Below are 17,536 nucleotides of genomic sequence, written 5' to 3'. Positions count from 1 at the left end.
TCGCGCACAGCACGTTAGCGAGGCTCAAGATGCAAAAGGTCACTCCGCTGTACATCGCCGAAGCCACCTCCACCGGCGGGCGCGACGGCAAATCCCGCTCCAGCGACGGCAAGCTGGAGGTCAAGCTGAGCACCCCCAAGGAATTGGGCGGCGCGGGGGGTGAAGGCACCAACCCAGAGCAGATGTTCGCTGCCGGCTACTCGGCCTGCTTCATCGGTGCCCTGAAGTTTGTTGCCGGGCAAGAGAAGAAAGCCCTGCCAGCAGATGCCTCGATCACTGCCAAGGTGGGCATTGGCCAGATTGAGGGTGGTTTCGGCCTGGACATCGACCTGCACATCAACCTGCCAGGCCTGGCCCAAGCCGATGCCGAAGGGCTGGTGGAGAAGGCGCACAAGGTCTGCCCTTACTCCAATGCCACCCGCGGCAATGTGGATGTAAGGCTGCATGTAACGGTCTGAACACAGGTATAAAAAAACCCGGCCGAGGCCGGGTTTTTTGCTGCATCTCAAGAACACTTACTTCTTGGCGCGGCCTTTGTACGAACCGCCTTCGCGGGTATCGATCTCGATCAGGTCGCCGATTTCGATGAAGTCAGCAACGCTGAGCTCAGTACCGTTCTTCAGCTTGGCAGGTTTCATGACCTTGCCCGAAGTGTCGCCGCGAGCGGAACCTTCGGTGTAGTCAACCTGGCGCACGATGGTGGTCGGCAGTTCTACCGACACCAGGCGGCCTTCGAAGAAGACGGCTTCGCAGATGTCGTCCATGCCTTCTTCGATGAACGGCAGAACGGCTTCGATATCTTCGGCGTTCAGCTCGTACATGGAGTAGTCGGTGGTGTCCATGAAGGTGTACGTGTCACCGCTGATGAACGACAGGGTCGCTTCTTTGCGATCCAGGATCACGTCGTCCAGCTTGTCGTCCGCACCGTATACGGTTTCGGTCTTGTAGCCGGTCAGCAGGTTCTTCAGCTTGGTCTTCATGATCGCGCTGTTACGGCCCGATTTGGTGAACTCAGCTTTTTGCACCAGCCACGGGTCGTTGTCGATCCGCAGTACGGTACCGGGTTTCAGTTCTTTACCAGTTTTCATTGCGAAGTATCCGAATCTGGATGGATTTATAAAAATCGAGGCCGCATATCATAGCCAATTTCGGTAAAACTGTACCAGCGCCATGGCAAGGTCTGGCCGAGTGGCCTGACGGGCCGCCCAATCACGGGCATGTTGCTGCAGTTCTGGCCAGTGTTGCTGGGCCGCTTGCCACGCCTGGCCGACGTCACGGTCCATGTTCCAGGCACGCCACAATGCCACCAGGGCGGCAGAGGCATCGGCTGACAGGCCGTGTCGATAATGCTCAAGGAACGCTTCGAGCTTTTCCCAATGGGCATTCTCGTCCTGCACGTAGATGTGCCACAGCATCGGGCGCCCGGCCCATTGCGCACGCACGAACGAGTCTTCGCCGCGTACGGCGTTGAAATCGCAGCTCCACAGCAACCGATCATAATCGTCCTGGCTGACGAACGGCAAAATCTGCACGGTCAGCGCCCCACGTACGCGCACATCGCCCACCTCCAGCCGGGCCTGGCCCAGCCAGCTGCCGACGTCAGCCAGAATGCGCCCTTGCGGCACCAGCAGGTGGGTCGGCTGGCTATCTGCCGCCAAGGTATCCAGCCAATTGCCCAGCTGGGTGTTTTCATAGGCGAACAGCGAGATCAGCCGCGCCTGCACCTCGGGGTACACACCAAGCCGTTGCAAGAACGCCTGGCGGGCCTCGGCGGACTGTTCGAAGGCCTGGCGCCGCGCCAGCAGCGTGGCCTCGCGCAATAGGCCGCCGGTCTTCTCGGTAAAGCCGGGGAAGAAGAACACCTTGCGCAAGCCGTTGGCCTGGGGGGACGGCAAGCCGTGGCAGCCTTCCACCCAGTGCTCGGCGCTGAGGTATTCGAGGTTCAGCCACAGAGGCGGCTTCGCCCGGGCGCGCATGGCCTCGACATAGTGCGCCGGCAACTGGCAGGCGAAGGCGCCGATCACCACATCTGCGGGCTCAATCGGCACCCATTCGGCCGGCCACTGGCGCACATCGACGCCCTGCTGCCACTGCTGCAACGCTGCGGCATCGGCCCCGGGGCACATCGGCACGAAGGCATTCAGGTCGTCCACCCACAGGCGCACTGCGATTTCGTGCTCGTCCACCAGTTGCCGCGCCAGGCGCCAGGTCACGCCGATATCGCCATAATTGTCGACGACGGTGCAAAAGATGTCCCAGGTGGCCTTCATGTGCCCTCCCCCTCATGGTGCGGAAAACCGCGGATTCTGCGGATAAATTGTCGTCGACAAAAGCACCTGCGGGTAAAATTCGCCAGCAGCGTGCGACAATGCACGCCGCCCCACCCTGCCAGGAGGCCGCCATGCCCCGCCACCGCGAACTGAAGATCACCCTCAAGCCTTTGCAGCTGACCCTGTGCGTGGCCATTGGCCTGTGGCTGGGCGCCGTGGCCATCGCCGTGAGCCTGTGGCTGGCAGTGCAACTGTGGCCCGAGCAGGTGCAGCCGGTTGCCCAGGCCCTGGCCCCTGCCCTCGGCCAACCCGCCGCGCCCCCGGTGGATGCGCAGGGTGAGATGTTCGAGCGCTACAAGGGCATCCTGCAACAACAGGAACAGCAACAGGCCGCCGAGGCCGCCCAGGGTAACCCGCGCAACCTCAACAGCCCCAAGTGCCAGTTCTGGCTGCAACAGAACCGCACCGCACCTACCGATAAAAGCCAGGCCAATGTGCTGGAGTTCTGTTACTGAAGATGGACAAGCCCCTGCTTCTCACGCGCATCGTCGCGACCCTCGAACATGACGTGGACGTGCTGAGCCGCGCGGCGCAGACCGCGTACGAAGCCGCCACCGCCGAAGAGAACATCGCCGAGAACAAGTACGACACGCTAGGCCTGGAAGCCTCGTACCTCGCCACCGGCCAGGCGCGCCGCACGGCCGAGATCCGCCAGGCGCTGCAGATCTACCAGCAACTGCTGCTGCGCGACTACGACCCGCTGCGGGGTATACAGGTGAGCAATCTGGTGACCCTTGAGGATGAGGATGGCCAGCAGCGCCGGCTGTTTCTCGGACCCGAGGCGGCGGGGTTGAAGATTGGCGACGGGGACGAGCTGGTGACGGTGATTACACCACGCTCGCCGCTGGGGCAACAGCTGATGGGCAAGCGGGTCGATGATGAGGTGAGCCTGGGGGCACAGGTTCTGTTCATTAGTGAGGTCGTCTGAGCTGGCCTCTTCGCGAGGCAAGCCCGCTCCCACAAGATCATCTTCACTTAACCCAAGACTTGTGCGGTACCTGTGGGCGCGGGCTTGCCCCGCGAAAAGGCCGGGCTAGGCAACATTCATCTAAAGGCGCTGCAACGCATCGAATTGCCCCGCCAACCCCTGCTGCGCAAACTGCTCCACGACAAAATCGATGAACGCCCGCGTCTTCCTCGGCAACAGTTTGTGCTCGGCGTAATACAAGCTGATATGCCCATCGTCCACATACCAGTCCGGCAACACCCGCTGCAGTCGCCCTGCCTGCAGGTAAGGTACCGCAAACGGCAGACTGACCAATGCGATGCCCAAACCCTGCTGCGCAACCGCACAAGCCGCATCCGAATCACTCATGGTCATCGCCTGACGCAGCAGCAACGGCTGCTGCTCCTGCCAGCGGCTGGTCAGCGGCCAGGAGCGCACCCGTCCGGTCTGGGGTGAGCGAATCAGGATTCCGTCATGGCGCTGCAACGCCTGCGGGCCATCGATGGGTGGGCGCTGGTCCAGATAGCCAGGCGCCGCCACCAGCACCCGATGGGCGGGTGTCAACTTGCGCGCCACCACCCCCAGTGGCAGCTCGAAACCACCCCCAATGGCCGCATCGAAACCCTGGCCGATCAAATCGACCTGGCGATTGTCGAAATGCCAGTCTGGGGTGATAGCAGGGTAACGACGCAAAAACTCCCCCAGCAGCGGCAACACATAGAGCCGCCCGAACACCGTGCCCATGCTCACCCGCAGCAACCCGGCCGGCTGGCCTTCGGCACTGGCCAGGTTGGCCACGGCATACTGGATGGTGCGAAAGCTGTCACTCACCTCCCCCAGAAAGCGCTGGCCCGCTTCGGTCAGGGTCAGCTTGCGGGTACTACGCTGGAACAGGCGCACGCCCAACCGGGCCTCCAGCTGGGCCACATGCTTGCCGACTGCGGCAGGCGTGAGGCTCAGACGGCGGGCAGCCTCGGCAAAACTGCCAACCTCGGCGCTACGGATAAAGCACTCGAGGGCGTTGAAAGACTCCATGGCCATGATTCACAACCAAAGGTTTACTCTGCTGATAGTGATTGCCATCTTATCAGCAGGTAATTAGCCACCGATACTGCGCCCATCCAAGGCATTCGGCCTTGCTTCCCAGCAGGAGATCAGCATGTCCAAACAACTCCCACTCGACGGTAAAGTTGCCCTGGTCCAAGGCGGTTCCCGTGGCATTGGCGCGGCCATCGTCCGCCGCCTGGCCCGCGAAGGCGCACGGGTTGCCTTCACCTACGTGAGCTCGGCCGGCCCGGCCGAACAGCTGGCCCAGGAAATCATCGGCAACGGCGGCCAGGCCCTGGCCCTGCGGGCCGACAGCGCCGACGCCGCAGCTGTGCAGTTGGCGGTGGATGACACCGCCAAGGCCTTCGGTGGGCTCGACATCCTGGTCAACAACGCCGGCGTGCTGACCGTGGCACCGATTGCCGAGTTCGACCTGGCCGATTTCGACCGCATGCTGGCGGTGAACGTGCGCAGTGTGTTCGTCGCCAGCCAGGCAGCCGTGCGCTACATGGGCCAGGGTGGGCGCATCATCAATATTGGCAGCACCAACGCCGAGCGGATGCCGTTTGCCGGTGGCGCACCCTATGCCATGAGCAAGTCGGCACTGGTGGGGCTGACCCGGGGCATGGCCCGCGACCTTGGCCCGCAGGGCATTACCGTCAACAACGTGCAGCCCGGCCCGGTGGACACCGACATGAACCCGGCCAGCGGCGAGTTTGCCGAAAGCCTGATACCGCTGATGGCGATCGGGCGTTATGGGCAGGTGGATGAGATTGCCAGTTTTGTGGCTTACCTGGCGGGGCCGGAGGCGGGGTATATCACCGGGGCCAGTTTGACGGCCGATGGTGGCTTTGCGGCTTGATGTGGTGAAGGCGGCGGGGTGCAGGGCAGTAAAACTCAACTGCCCTACCTCTACCGGCCCTAGAATAAAGCCCCCTGCCCTCGAGATCCCCATGAACACCCCAACCCTCAGTCGCGCCCTGATTCTGCTGATGGCCACCGCCACCGGCCTGGCCGTGGCCAGCAACTACTATGCCCAGCCGTTGCTGCACAGCATCGCCCAGCAATTCGGGCTGAGTACCGCCAGCGCCGGCAGCATCGTCATCGCCGCCCAGCTCAGCTACGGCGCCGGCCTGCTGTTGCTGGCACCGCTGGGCGACCTGTTCGAACAGCGCCGCCTGATCACTGTGATGACCGCCATCGCCACCCTCGGCCTGGTCATCAGCGCCTGCGCGCCGAACCTGCCGTGGTTGCTGCTGGGCACCGCGCTGACCGGCCTGTTCTCGGTGGTGGCGCAGATCCTGGTACCCATGGCCGCAACCCTGAGTGAGCCGCATCAGCGCGGGCGCGCGATCGGCACCCTGATGAGCGGCTTGTTGCTGGGTATCCTGCTGGCCCGCACGGCGGCCGGCTTCATGGCTGAACTGGGGGGCTGGCGCAGTATCTACGTACTGGCCGCCGTGCTGATGGCCATCACTGCCCTGGCCCTGTACCGCAGCTTGCCGCAGCATCACAACCCTGCCGGGCTGAAATACCCGGCGCTGATCGGCTCGATATTCCGCCTGTTCTACGAAGAACCGGTGCTGCGCCTGCGGGCGTTGCTCGGCCTGTTGGCGTTCAGCCTGTTCGCGCTGTTCTGGACACCGCTGGCATTTTTGCTGGCACAAGAGCCTTACTTTTACTCGGATGCGGTAATCGGCCTGTTCGGCCTGGCCGGCGCGGCGGGGGCACTGTCGGCCAACTGGGCCGGGCGCCTCGCTGACCGCGGCAAGGGCTCGCTGGGCACCACGGTGGGGTTGGTGGTACTGCTGCTGTCGTGGGTGCCGCTGGGCTTTGCCGAATACTCGCTGCCGGCCCTGCTGCTGGGGGTGCTGATGCTCGACCTGGCAGTGCAACTGGTGCACGTCAGCAACCAGAATGCGGTGATCGCGCTGCGGCCAGAGGCACGCACGCGGCTCAATGCCGGCTACATCACCTGTTACTTCATCGGCGGTGCGCTGGGGTCGCTGCTGGGCACGCAACTGTTCCAGCGCCAAGGCTGGATCGGCATCGTCGTTGCCGGGCTGGTGATCGGTACAGTGGCGCTGCTGGCCTGGGCGCTGGCCGAGCGCAAGCGCTTGAGCCGCGACACTGCAACGCACTACCCTCCGTCGCTTGGCCGTTGACTTGCCAGGGCAGGCAGCGCTCAGTAGGCGCTGGACAATGCCCTTCTGACAGGACGACCCAATGACAAGACTCACGGTGCAATCCGGCGATTTCTTGCAAGGTGAAGGCGAGTATCGCAACGGATCGCTCACACTCAAGACCCCGCGCAGCCCTTCGCCGGGCGAGCGGATCTCCCTCACGCGCATCAGCGACCTCAGGTTGGCCAGCCTGGAGTCCAGCCGCAGCCTGGGCACTGCCCTCGGCTGGGGTGTGGCGGGCGCCCTGGTGGCCGGCCCGGTGGGGTTGCTGGCCGGGCTCTGGCTGGGCGGCAAGGAGCAAGAAGCCACCTTCCTTGCCACCTTCAAGGATGGGCGCAAACTGTTGGCCGTCACCGATGGCAAGACCTGGTCGAAGATCGACGACAGTTGGCGCCAGCACAAGCGCCCGGCCAGCAACCACTGAATATCGCGAGGCCCTGATCGTTTCAGGGTGAAGGCGGCTGTTAAGATGCCGCCTTTTTCACGGCCCGTACCGGCCTTCAGGAGCCCCGCATGCCCCCGCTTCGCCCCCGCCTGCCCCTGAGCTTGCTCAGCCTGGGCCTGGCCTTGCATTGCCCTCATGGTCTTGCCGAAGACAGCGTCATGCTGGAGCCACTGCGGGTTTCCGACCGCTATGGCGACGACGGCTACCAGGTACGCGAGGCGTCGGTAGCAGGCTTGCAGGCCGCGCCACTGCTCGACACCCCGGCCTCAGTCAGCGTGTTCAGCCAGCAACTGCTGGAGGACCGCCAGGTGCGCAAGCTCAGCGAAGTGCTGCAAAGCGATGCCTCGGTGGGTGAAAGCTATGCGCCCATCGGCTATTACGAAAACTTCAACGTACGCGGCTTCGCGCTCAATGCCGCCAGCAGCTACCGGATCAATGGCCAGACCCTCGCTGGCGAGCAGAACGTGGCCCTGGAAAACAAGCAGCAAGTGGAGCTGCTCAAGGGCTTGTCCGGCCTGCTGAGTGGCGTTTCGGAGCCTGGCGGGCTGATCAACTACGTGACCAAACGCGCCGAAGACGTGCGTAGCGTGACGGTGTCGACCAACGAACAGGGCGAGCGCTACCTGGCCACCGACCTGGGCGGCTGGTTCGGCAGTGAGCGGCAGTTCGGCCTGCGCGCCAACCTGGCCCATGAGGACATCCGCAGCTATGTCGACCATGCCGACGGCAAGCGCGACTTCGCCTCGCTGGCCTTTGACTGGCAGATCAACCCGGATGCTACCTTGCAGCTGGACGCCGAGTACCAGCACCGCGAGCAGCGCTCGGTTCCCGGTTACCAGTTGCTCGGCGGCACGCAGGTGCCCCACGGTATCGACCCGGATGATCGCCTGGCCTACCAACAGTGGGCCAAGCCGGTGCAGAACGATTCGCTGAACCTGGGTGGGCGCTTCGAATACCGCTTCAGCGAGACATGGACCGGGACGTTGAGTGCATCGCGCAGCAAGGTGGTGATCGACGATTACAGCGCGTTTGCGTGGGGCTCGAGCGAGGGCGCGTTCTTCGCCAGCAATGGCGACTACGACATCTATGACTACCGCAGCCCGGATGACACGCGCCGCACCGATGAGGCACAAGCCACGCTCAATGGCCGCTTCGATGCCTTGGGCGTGGGGCACGACCTGACAGTCGGTGGCAGCGCCCAACGCCGTACCGTGGATCAACGGCCCTATTACAACGAGTGGCTGGGCACCGGCAACATCTACACCGGCGCGCCAGCCCTCGCCCCCTCCGACAAGCCGATCGGCTCAAGCGAGCGACGCCTGGACAGCCGCCAGTACGGTCTGTTCGTCAATGATCGCATCAGCTTCAACGAGCAGTGGCAGACCGTGATCGGCGCTCGCGAAGTGCGCCTGGACGAAAAAACCTGGGACGAAACCGGTGTTGCCGGGCGCCATACCCGTCAGTACCAATTGCTGCCCAATGCCGCGCTGATCTACAAGCCGAGCCCGGACACCACGCTGTACGCAAGCTACTCAAAAGGCTTGTCGGCCGGTGGCACCGCCCCCTGGTTTGCCAGCAACGCTGCCGAGATCCTCGCCCCGACCTTGTCTCGCCAACTGGAGCTGGGCATCAAGCGTGACTGGCAGGGCTTAAGTTTCACTGCCGCGCTGTTCCAGATCCGCCAGGCGTACCAATACGCACGCCCGGATGGCGAGGGTAACTTCACCTACGTCCAGCAAGGCCAACAGAAGAACACCGGCCTGGAGCTGGGTGCCAGCGGCTGGGTGACCTCGAACCTGCAGGTTCAGGCCAGCGCCGCCGCCATCCGCGCGCGGGTAAAAAACAGCGGGACCGATGCTTACGAAGGCCACCAGGCCATCAACGTGCCCAAGCTGCGTGCGGCCCTGCAGGCCGAATACAGCCTGCCGGTACCGGGCCTGGCGTTACTCGGAGGTGCGCGCTACAGCGCCAGCAAATATGCCAGCCAGGCGGGCAATGTCGAGGTGGGAGGTTATACCGTCTTTGATGTGGGTAGCCGTTACCGCACGCGCATCGGAGGGTATGACACGGTGCTGCGGTTGACCGTGGATAACGTGTTCGATAAACGCTACTGGCGCGATGTGGGGGATTACCTGGGGGACAACTACCTGTTCCAGGGCGCGCCGCGCACGGCACGCTTGTCGGCATCCGTGAGCTTCTGATCAATCTTCTGTGGGGGCGGGGTTACTCGCCCGCACAGGATGGCAAGGGGCCACGCAGCAGCGCCATTAGCGCTGTGAAAACAAAAAGCCCCCGAGCTTTTCAGCGCGGGGGCTTTTTGTAGAATGTGGCGGTGAAGAAGGGATTTGAACCCTTGATACGATTTCTCGTATACACACTTTCCAGGCGTGCTCCTTCGACCACTCGGACACTTCACCGTTTCTCTTCAAGCCTTTCAGCCTGTCGAGGCGCGCTAATTTAGTGGAAGAGCTTTTCTTTGGCAAGCATTTTTTTCAGAAATTTCATGCGTTTATGCAAATTCACTGAAAACCCGAGGTCGCCAAGGCAATGCTGCCATTCTCGCCTGCGCTTTTACCGCCTGCACAGGCCCTGCCCCGGCGCGCCAAGGCATGCCGGGCAAACGCTGACCGGCCAGTCAGCCTTGCTGCTTTACCTGGCAGGCAGTGCTGGGTAACGTCGCAAGCACGCCACCCAAAGGACTCTGCCATGAGCGAGCTGATTACCTACCACGCCGAAGACGGCATCGCCACCCTGACCCTGAACAACGGCAAGGTCAACGCCATCTCGCCGGATGTCATCATCGCCTTCAACGCCGCCCTCGACCGCGCCGAGCAGGAACGTGCAGTGGTCATCATCACCGGGCAGCCGGGCATACTCTCTGGCGGCTACGACCTCAAGGTCATGACCGCCGGCCCCAAAGAAGCGATCAGCCTGGTCACCGCCGGCTCCACCCTCGCCCGCCGCCTGTTGTCGCACCCGTTCCCGGTGATCGTCGCCTGCCCTGGCAATGCCGTGGCCAAAGGTGCCTTCCTGCTGCTGTCGGCCGACTACCGCATCGGCGTCGAAGGGCCGTACAAGGTGTGCCTGAACGAAGTGCAGATCGGCATGACCATGCACCATGCCGGCATCGAGCTGGCCCGTGACCGCCTGCGCCGCTCGGCCTTCCACCGCTCGGTGATCAATGCCGAGATCTTCGACCCGCAAGGGGCGCTGGACGCCGGCTTCCTCGACAAGGTGGTGCCGGCCGAGCAACTGCACGAAGCAGCGCTGGCCGCTGCCCGTGAATTGAAGAAGCTGAACATGCTCGCGCACAAGAACACCAAGCTCAAGGTGCGCAAGGGCCTGCTCGATGCCCTGGATAAAGCCATCGAGCTGGACCAGAACCCGATGGGTTAAGCCAAAGACCCACCCCGACATTTGCCTCTTCCAGTGTACAGTCGTACACTGGAATTCGACTGTCTGGTGTGAGTCTCGTCATGCTTTATTCGTTGCGCATGCTCCTGTTAGGCCTGCATTTTCTGCTGGTGGGCGGCATAGGCCTGGTGATCGGCCTGTGCCGCCCCTTCAACCCCGACAACAGCCGGCTCTTCGCCCGGCTCTATAGCGTGCCGGCCACCTGGCTGATGCGTATCCGGCTAAAGGCCGAAGTCGGCCCGCTGTTCGATCACCCTCCCGGGTGCGTCATCGTCGCCAACCACCAGTCCAATTTCGACCTGTTCGTCATTGGCCAGGTGGTGCCTAAGCGCACCGTGGCCATCGGCAAGAAGAGCCTGGGCTGGATCCCGTTGTTCGGCCAGCTGTTCTGGCTGGGCGGCAACGTATTGGTCGACCGCAAGAACCCCTACCAGGCGCGCAAGGCACTGCAAAAGACCACGCACGTTCTGCATAACGACACCTCGATCTGGATCTTCCCGGAGGGCACCCGCAACCCGGACGAGCACCTGCTGGCCTTCAAGAAAGGCGCCTTCCACATGGCCATCGAAGCCGGCGTGCCGATCGTGCCAGTGTGCGTCAGCCGTTATGCCCGGCGCCTGAGCCTGAACAGCTGGCGGCGGCGAACGGTGATCGTGCGCTCGCTGCCGCCGATTGCCACGGCAGGCTTGAGCCAGCGGGACATCCCCGCACTGATCGAGCAGTGCCGCAGCCAGATGCAGCAGTGCATCGACCGCATGGAAGCTGAACTGGCGAGCCACTAGGTTGCCCTCAAGCGCCTTACAGCCCAAGCTGTAAACCGTGTTCAACCGAATAAGTGGACAACCATGGGTCGAGTCGTGGCATCGGCGGTGTACAGCGCCGGCAGAAAAGTCACCAATATCAGCATCGACGAAGGCAGCGAATGGGCGTGCAAGCCTGGCCACTTCGTCTGGATCGGCCTGGAGGAGCCCAACGCCGAGGAGCTGGCCACCCTGCAGCGCCAGTTCAACCTGCACGAGCTGGCCATCGAAGATGCCCTGGAAAAACACAGCCGGCCCAAGCTTGAAACTTTTGGCGACGCGCTGTTCATCGTCACCTATTCGCCGGTGCGTCATGAGGGCAAGCTGGAGTTCATCGAAACCCACATCTTCGCCGGCAATGGCTACATCATCACCTGTCGCAACGGCCACTCCAAATCCTATGCCCTGGTGCGCCAACGCTGCGAGGCGCGGCCTTTGCTGCTGGAACACGGCGAGGACTTCGTGCTGTACGCGCTATTGGATTTTGTGACCGAGAACTACCAACCGGTCAGCGAAGCCATTCATGGCGAGATCGAGGAGCTGGAGCAGAGCGTGCTCGGTGGCTCGCTGCAGGAAGATGACATCCGCCGCCTGCACAGCCTGCGCCGCGATATTCTGCGCTTACGCCGCTACGTGGCGCCGATGGTGGAGGTGAGCGAGGAACTGCAGCGTTTGAGCTTCCCGTTCATCGACAAGAACATGCGCCCTTACTTTCGCGACGTGCAAATTCACGTTACGCGGCAGATGGAGGACCTGGCTGGCATTCGCGATATCGCCAGCCAGACCATCGAGATCGGCATGTTGCTGGAGTCGTCGCGCCAGAGCATCGTGCAGCGCAAGTTCGCGGCCTGGGCAGCGATACTGGCCTTCCCTACGGCGATTGCCGGGATCTATGGGATGAACTTTCAGAACATGCCCGAACTGGGGTGGCAGTACGGGTATTTTGGCGTGCTGGGGGTGATTGGGCTGGGGTGCACGGGGTTGTATGCCAGCTTCAAGAAATCGGGTTGGTTGTGAGATTGCCGGGGCCGCTTGGCGACCCCAAACCCCTCACGCCAGATTACCCTTGTTCACCGGCTGCTCAATAAACCGCAACATCCACTCCCCCACCAGGTCGCCCTGATGCTCGGTGGCCAGGCTGGCCACGGCCTTGTGGTAAACCTCATCGCCCAGATACGCCTGGCGCGCATCCAGTAACGCTTTGGAGTAGTCGTGCACGAACTCCGGATGCCCCTGGAAGCACAGCACCTGGTCACCAATGTGGTAGGCGGCGTTTGGGCAGAAGTCGCTGGAGGCAATTACGGTAGCGCCTTGCGGCAACTCGGTCACCTGGTCCTGGTGGCTGATCAGCAAGGTCAGCTCGGACACCTGCGGGTCCATCCACGGCGCATGTGCCGCCAGTGAGTAACGGTGGATACCCACCCCCCAGCCCTGCTCCGCCCGTTCAGCCTTGCCACCCAGGGTCAGGGCCAGCAGTTGATGGCCGAAACAGACGCCCAGCAGCTTCTCGCCGCGTGCGTAAAGCTTCAACAGGTAGGCCTTGAGTTGCTGGATCCACGGATCGGAACCGAACGAATCGGCCTTGCTGCCAGTCACCAGATAGGCATCGAACACTTCATCGTCGGCGGGGTAGTCGCCGTTCATCACGTTGTACACACGAAACTCGGCGGCGATCGACTGACGCGAGAACAGCTGCTCGAACATCCTGCCATAGCCGTGGTACTGCGCCGTCAACTCCGGTCGCAGGACATCGGTTTCCAGGATGCAGATGCGTAACGACATAGGGATAGTCCTGAACGACATGGGTGGGAATCTGCTGTAGAGACTGCCGCGAAAGGCACGTACAAGCAAGTAGGCCGCACTGACGAACGGTCATATTTTGCCGGCGTATCGTTGGCGCCAACGCAGCGGTCTAGTGAGAGCATGCCAGCCAGCTGGCAATTGGCCTCATAACGCAATGAAATTAACTGACCTTACAATTAGAACAAAGGGTTCTCAAACATGGATGCCACACACCCTACTGTTGGTTGTATATGCACGTTCAAGAGGCAAGCAGACCAGGCGACAACAGTCGCCACTGCGATCGACCCGAGACGCGACAAGGAAGCCAACGGGTATTCAGGAATAACAACAAGAAGGCGGTCCGCCATGTTCAGACAATCAAAAATACGCCAAGCGGGGCTCATTGTCTTTGCCACGACTTTACTGCTGATCCTGCCGAACCTGACACGTTTGTTCGGCTGACGGCGGCTGTGGCGCCAACAGGCAACGCACAGGTAACCTGCCGGCCTTGATGGTCGGAGATTAACCATGCGCCAATGCCTTGCCCTACTCGCCTTGCTACTGAGCCTGCCACTGTCGGCGGCGCAGCTGCACCTGGAGCTGGGTGCACACTCGCGCCAGTGGAGCAGCGCTGAACTGCTTGGCCACCCGCAGGCCCAGGACATCCGCATCGAGCAGGACGTCTCCTATAAGCGCCCCATGCACTATCGGGCCGTACCCCTGGCTGCGTTGCTGCAGGGGGTAGGCGCCAGCGCCCACCTGCAAGCCGTGGCCCTGGATGGTTTTGCTGCCGAAATGCCCGCCGCCCCACTGCTGCAGGAAGGGCCGGCACGTGCCTGGCTGGCGATCGAAGACCCCGCCAAACCGTGGCCAGGGCTGGGCAAAGGCAAACCGAGTGCCGGGCCGTTCTATCTGGTATGGACGGCACCGCAAGCCAGTAGCATACGCCCGGAACAATGGCCGTTTCAGATCGCCACCATCCGCCGCCTGGCCTCGGTCGAACAGCGTTTCCCCGCGCTATTGCCAGACCCGAAGCTGCCGGTCGAGCACCCGGTGCGCCAGGGCTTTGCGCTGTTCCAGCAGAACTGCCTGGCCTGCCACCGCCTCAATGGTGCAGGTGACGCCCAGCTGGGGCCGGACCTGAACCTGCCGCACAACCCTACCGAGTACTTCCAACCGGCGTTTCTGCGCCAGCTGATACGTGACCCACAGAGCCTGCGGCGCTGGCCACAGGCGAAGATGCCGGGGTTTACAGAGGGTGTGCTGAGCGACCAGGAGCTGGATGCGCTATTGGCTTATCTGGGGCATATGGCAGGGCGCAAGCGCTGAGATGCTGGGGCTGCTTGGCAGCCCCCGGTCCATGAGTGTCAGGCGCACAACCGCTCGTGCTTGACACCCCACCCTTCGACTTCGCCGCCGTAGGGTGACACGAGCTGCTCGAACGTATCTTCGAAGTCGCCAATCCCTCCATAAGTGGCATACATGACCTTGCTCAGTTCAAGGTACCAGGCGCCGTCTTTCATTTCGCGCACCTGGGCGTTGAGGGACTCGCCACGAAATTGCCCGGCTGCACGACGTGCGCCGGCTTCGTCTGGGAATACTGCGTAGAACTCGATGGGATGGATACGGGTGAAATCGAAACCGCCAGCTTTCATCTGGCGCAGGACATTGCTGCTGATATCGTCGTTCTGGCTGCTCATGAATCGTCCTCCTGCAAAGCAATGGATAGACTTTCCGGGCACTACGTACCTGCCGGCGGTGCCGGGCAGATCGAGTTGTATAGAGCTGATGCAAGACGCGAATTGAAAGGTGCCGGCCCGCAGAAAAGGCTGGCACCTGGCTCCAGCGTAGTGCCTGGGCAGGCACCACGTCAACGCACGGATCAGGGCGCTTCGTGAATATCGGTGATGGTCACGCCAGTTTGCTCCTTGAGCCAGCGTGCCGTGGGGGATACTGTGCGGTCCTGGAAGTCGTTGAGGTCCAGCTCATCCATGACCGGAAACAGCTGCGAGCGAATAGCACGGGCCGCGTCTTCTTCGCTGGGGCACTGCTCGGCCCGCAGCTTCAATGACGTCGGTTCGCCTTTCTGGTCGGCAAAGATGACTTCCCACTCTTTCATTGGACGAGCCCTCTCAATCAAACAACGCCGGGTGTGTGACGTCTGTATAGCTTGACCTTGGGCGGGGGCAATTGTTCAGTTGGCAGGACTCTGTGGTGGCGTTCGGGCCGCTTCCACACTTGCCGACGAGGGGCCGCACGGCGGCCCCTGTTGCAGCGTTACTTCGGTGTGCCGTGCACGACACCTGCGGTGTTGTCCAACAGGCTCTTGGTCGCGGTCTGGATGTACGCTTCAAGCTTTTTCAGCATTTCCGGCTGGTCCGGGCTTTCGATCAGCTCGGCCTTGAACTCGCTGCCCAGTTGGTAGCGGTACATGCGCGGGCTCATGTCCTTGGACTCGATGAGGATGCGGTCACCCTGCACCAGGCCAACGATCTGCTCGCTGCCCGACGGCTTGATCATGCCAACGCCCTGGTCGCCCTCAGGCAGGTTGAGCAGGTCGCGGCCCCAGCACTGATGGCGGGTCTGGCCACCCAGGCGGCCCATGATGGTCGGTACGATGTCGACCTGGGTACCGACGGTGTGGTCGACCGCACCGAACTTCTCCTGGATGCCCGGGGCAATCAGCAGCAGCGGCACGTTGAAGCGGCCTAGGTCCAGTTCGGTGACCTGCTGGTGGTTGCCGAAGCCGTGGTCACCGACGATGACGAACAGCGTCTCCTTGAAGTACGGCTGTTTGCGCGCCTTCTCGAAGAACTGGCCCAGAGCCCAGTCGGAGTAACGCATGGCGGTCAGGTGCTCGTCCAGGCGGCCCTGGCCGGTGACCGGCTCTACCGGCAGGTCCTTGGGCAGCGCGTACGGGGTGTGGTTGGACAGGGTCTGCAGCAGCGCATAGATCGGCTTCTTGCCGTCGTGCTTGGCCAGTTCCTCGGCGCCACGGTCGAACATGTCCTGGTCGGACACACCCCAGGTCGGGTCGGAGAACACCGGGTTGACGAAGTCGTTACGGCCAATGAAGGTGGTCATGCCCTGGTTGCCGAAGAAACCGGACTGGTTGTCCCAGGCGAAGTCACCGTTGTAGACGTACACATCGTCGTAGTCGCGGGCGCTGAGCAGTGCCGGCAGGCCAGACAGCTTGTGGCCGCCTTCCGGGGTCTGCATCAGGTATTCGAAGCCTGGCAGGTTGGGGAAGCAAGCCATGGTGGCGAACATGCCCTGGTGGGTATGGGTGCCGTTGGAGAAGAAGCGGTCGAACAACAACCCTTCTTTGGCCAGCTTGTCAAAGTACGGGGTGATATTGTTGGGGCTGCCCAGGGCGCCTACCGAGTGGCCGGCGAAGCTCTCCATGAGGATCACCACGACGTTTTTGATCGGCAGGGTGCGCTCGGCTGGCGGTACGAAGTCACGGCGGATCGCAGCCTCGTCGGCGTCGACCAGGGTATCGTGGGCGGTCAGCAGTTGCTCGCGCACGGTCTGCGTGGCCAGCGGCTGGTCCAGCACAGGCTTCCAGATATTGGCGCGGTCTTCGCCGAAGCGGCTCTTGGCTGCGTCAATCAGGGTCAGGGTGCCGTTCAGGCCAAGCTGGTTGACGAAGTTGGAGTCGGTGGTAAAGGCATCACCCCAACGCATCGGCGGGCCCTGGCGCAGGGTGCCACGGGCAGCAACCACGGCCACCAGCAGGATCACCATGAACACCGCCAGCCGGTTGTACCACTTTGCTGCAGGGCGCTGCAGGGTAGCGCCGGCCGACTGGCTGCCACGGGTCATGCGGTCGACGCCCTTGAACAGCAGGCTCAGCAGCCAGGTACCAACGACCCAGGCCAGCAGGTAGCGGACCACCGGGAAGCCGTACCAGAGCATGCTCATGACGGTCTTGGGGTCTTCCTTGATGTACTGGAACACCAGCCCGTTGAGGCGCTGGTGGAACTCGCGGTAGAAGTCCAGCTCCATCAGGCCGAGGAACATCACCACGCTCGAGGCGATGGTCAGCCACAGCCGGAACACGCCACGGCGGGCCATGGCCCAAGGGCTGAGAATGGCCAGCAGCAGCGGAATGCTGATGTACACCACCACCCGCAGGTCGAAGCGCAACCCGTTGAGGAAGCCTTCGGCGACGGTCGCATAGGGCGTATCGCCGATCATGTCGCTGTTGTAAACCAACAGCGCCAGGCGCACGAGGCTGAGCATCAGCATGATGACCAGGGCGCTGAGCAGCGTGTAGGCCAGGTGGGATTTCAGGGTCGGCGCGAACGACGCTCGCGCGCCCTGTCTCAAGGCATCCGTGTTAGCCATGAATGGGAAGGTCCTAGGATTGCGGGTTTGCGGAGATGGCGCTGGCTTATACCAACGCAGCATTGTGCGGGTGCGGATTCTGTTTAAACCAATGTGAAAATTTTGTCACGGCCGCATTTCTGCTTATTTCACAACCGTTGCCTGTGTGTGTGTGTGTGTGTGTGTAGGAGCGGCCTTGTGTCGCGAACGGGCTGCGCAGCGGCCCCTCGATTTCGGCGGTGCCGCACATATCAGGGGCC

The 17,536-nt window shown here is 62.5% G+C and carries 18 protein-coding genes and 1 tRNA gene; 11 read left to right on the top strand and 8 right to left on the bottom strand.

The annotated features are described in order from the left end of the window. Window positions 1–29 precede the first annotated feature (29 nt). Window positions 30–458, top strand: coding sequence for an organic hydroperoxide resistance protein (locus CKW22_RS11720; RefSeq protein ID WP_033700621.1), 429 nt, complete (start codon window positions 30–32; stop codon window positions 456–458). A gap of 57 nt (window positions 459–515) precedes the next feature. Here CKW22_RS11720 and CKW22_RS11715 read toward each other — a convergent pair whose 3' ends face one another. Continuing rightward, window positions 516–1,088, bottom strand: a complete 573-nt coding sequence (locus CKW22_RS11715) for an elongation factor P (protein ID WP_095064149.1) — start codon at window positions 1,086–1,088, stop codon at window positions 516–518. A gap of 48 nt (window positions 1,089–1,136) precedes the next feature. Next, the gene (gene earP / locus CKW22_RS11710) at window positions 1,137–2,270 is read right to left on the bottom strand and encodes an elongation factor P maturation arginine rhamnosyltransferase EarP (RefSeq protein WP_095064148.1); all 1,134 of its coding nucleotides are present in this window, start codon (window positions 2,268–2,270) and stop codon (window positions 1,137–1,139) included. Window positions 2,271–2,401: 131 nt separating this feature from the next. Between earP and CKW22_RS11705 the strand changes: the two genes are divergently transcribed. Together CKW22_RS11705 and CKW22_RS11700 are read left to right on the top strand one after the other, a co-directional pair. Next, window positions 2,402–2,785: a hypothetical protein gene (locus CKW22_RS11705; RefSeq protein ID WP_095064147.1), complete on the top strand. Its 384-nt coding sequence runs from the start codon at window positions 2,402–2,404 to the stop codon at window positions 2,783–2,785. A 2-nt stretch (window positions 2,786–2,787) separates the two neighbouring features. Beyond that, complete coding sequence (locus tag CKW22_RS11700; protein ID WP_095064146.1) at window positions 2,788–3,258, top strand: GreA/GreB family elongation factor; 471 nt, start codon at window positions 2,788–2,790, stop codon at window positions 3,256–3,258. A 120-nt stretch (window positions 3,259–3,378) separates the two neighbouring features. Here CKW22_RS11700 and CKW22_RS11695 read toward each other — a convergent pair whose 3' ends face one another. After that, entirely contained in the window at window positions 3,379–4,317 is a 939-nt protein-coding gene (locus tag CKW22_RS11695) for a LysR family transcriptional regulator (RefSeq protein WP_047583830.1), read from the bottom strand. A gap of 118 nt (window positions 4,318–4,435) precedes the next feature. Between CKW22_RS11695 and CKW22_RS11690 the strand changes: the two genes are divergently transcribed. From CKW22_RS11690 to CKW22_RS11675, 4 genes are all read left to right on the top strand, one after another. Next, a complete protein-coding gene (locus CKW22_RS11690; RefSeq protein ID WP_033700627.1) occupies window positions 4,436–5,185 on the top strand; it encodes a 3-oxoacyl-ACP reductase family protein in 750 nt (249 codons plus the stop codon). Window positions 5,186–5,276: 91 nt separating this feature from the next. Continuing rightward, window positions 5,277–6,488, top strand: coding sequence for an MFS transporter (locus CKW22_RS11685; protein ID WP_095064145.1), 1,212 nt, complete (start codon window positions 5,277–5,279; stop codon window positions 6,486–6,488). A 61-nt stretch (window positions 6,489–6,549) separates the two neighbouring features. Beyond that, window positions 6,550–6,930 carry a hypothetical protein gene (locus CKW22_RS11680; RefSeq protein WP_033700629.1) on the top strand — a complete coding sequence of 127 codons (381 nt, stop codon included), beginning with the start codon at window positions 6,550–6,552 and terminating at the stop codon, window positions 6,928–6,930. A gap of 89 nt (window positions 6,931–7,019) precedes the next feature. After that, window positions 7,020–9,152, top strand: a complete 2,133-nt coding sequence (locus CKW22_RS11675; RefSeq protein WP_095064144.1) for a TonB-dependent siderophore receptor — start codon at window positions 7,020–7,022, stop codon at window positions 9,150–9,152. A gap of 126 nt (window positions 9,153–9,278) precedes the next feature. Here the strand turns inward: CKW22_RS11675 and CKW22_RS11670 are convergent. Further along, window positions 9,279–9,368 (bottom strand) — tRNA-Ser (locus CKW22_RS11670). A 289-nt stretch (window positions 9,369–9,657) separates the two neighbouring features. Here CKW22_RS11670 and CKW22_RS11665 point away from each other — a divergent pair. The 3 genes from CKW22_RS11665 (at window position 9,658) to CKW22_RS11655 (ending at window position 12,182) form a co-directional block, all read left to right on the top strand. Further along, the gene (locus CKW22_RS11665; protein WP_047583832.1) at window positions 9,658–10,347 is read left to right on the top strand and encodes a crotonase/enoyl-CoA hydratase family protein; all 690 of its coding nucleotides are present in this window, start codon (window positions 9,658–9,660) and stop codon (window positions 10,345–10,347) included. An 80-nt stretch (window positions 10,348–10,427) separates the two neighbouring features. Further along, the gene (locus CKW22_RS11660) at window positions 10,428–11,147 is read left to right on the top strand and encodes a 1-acyl-sn-glycerol-3-phosphate acyltransferase (protein WP_033700632.1); all 720 of its coding nucleotides are present in this window, start codon (window positions 10,428–10,430) and stop codon (window positions 11,145–11,147) included. Window positions 11,148–11,210: 63 nt separating this feature from the next. Then, on the top strand, window positions 11,211–12,182 hold the full coding sequence (locus tag CKW22_RS11655; protein ID WP_033700634.1) for a magnesium and cobalt transport protein CorA: 972 nt from the start codon (window positions 11,211–11,213) through the stop codon (window positions 12,180–12,182). Between the two features lie 33 nt (window positions 12,183–12,215). Here CKW22_RS11655 and CKW22_RS11650 read toward each other — a convergent pair whose 3' ends face one another. Continuing rightward, window positions 12,216–12,947, bottom strand: coding sequence for an amidotransferase (locus tag CKW22_RS11650; RefSeq protein WP_033700636.1), 732 nt, complete (start codon window positions 12,945–12,947; stop codon window positions 12,216–12,218). A gap of 528 nt (window positions 12,948–13,475) precedes the next feature. Here CKW22_RS11650 and CKW22_RS11645 point away from each other — a divergent pair. Next, a complete protein-coding gene (locus CKW22_RS11645) occupies window positions 13,476–14,276 on the top strand; it encodes a c-type cytochrome (RefSeq protein WP_095064143.1) in 801 nt (266 codons plus the stop codon). A 38-nt stretch (window positions 14,277–14,314) separates the two neighbouring features. Here the strand turns inward: CKW22_RS11645 and CKW22_RS11640 are convergent, their stop codons facing one another. From CKW22_RS11640 to CKW22_RS11630, 3 genes are all read right to left on the bottom strand, one after another. Further along, window positions 14,315–14,647, bottom strand: a complete 333-nt coding sequence (locus CKW22_RS11640) for a ribonuclease E inhibitor RraB (RefSeq protein WP_033700638.1) — start codon at window positions 14,645–14,647, stop codon at window positions 14,315–14,317. A gap of 182 nt (window positions 14,648–14,829) precedes the next feature. After that, window positions 14,830–15,066 (bottom strand): hypothetical protein, encoded by a 237-nt coding sequence (locus CKW22_RS11635; RefSeq protein WP_033700639.1) that lies wholly within the window; start codon window positions 15,064–15,066, stop codon window positions 14,830–14,832. Window positions 15,067–15,224: 158 nt separating this feature from the next. After that, window positions 15,225–17,297, bottom strand: coding sequence for an LTA synthase family protein (locus CKW22_RS11630; protein WP_033700640.1), 2,073 nt, complete (start codon window positions 17,295–17,297; stop codon window positions 15,225–15,227). Window positions 17,298–17,536: the final 239 nt, after the last annotated feature.

It is taken from the genome of Pseudomonas sp. Irchel s3f19 (genome assembly GCF_900187555.1).
Classification (GTDB): domain Bacteria; phylum Pseudomonadota; class Gammaproteobacteria; order Pseudomonadales; family Pseudomonadaceae; genus Aquipseudomonas; species Aquipseudomonas capeferrum.
The sequence above is the reverse complement of the archived record's forward strand: the minus strand, read 5'-3'. Positions and strand labels throughout refer to the sequence as shown.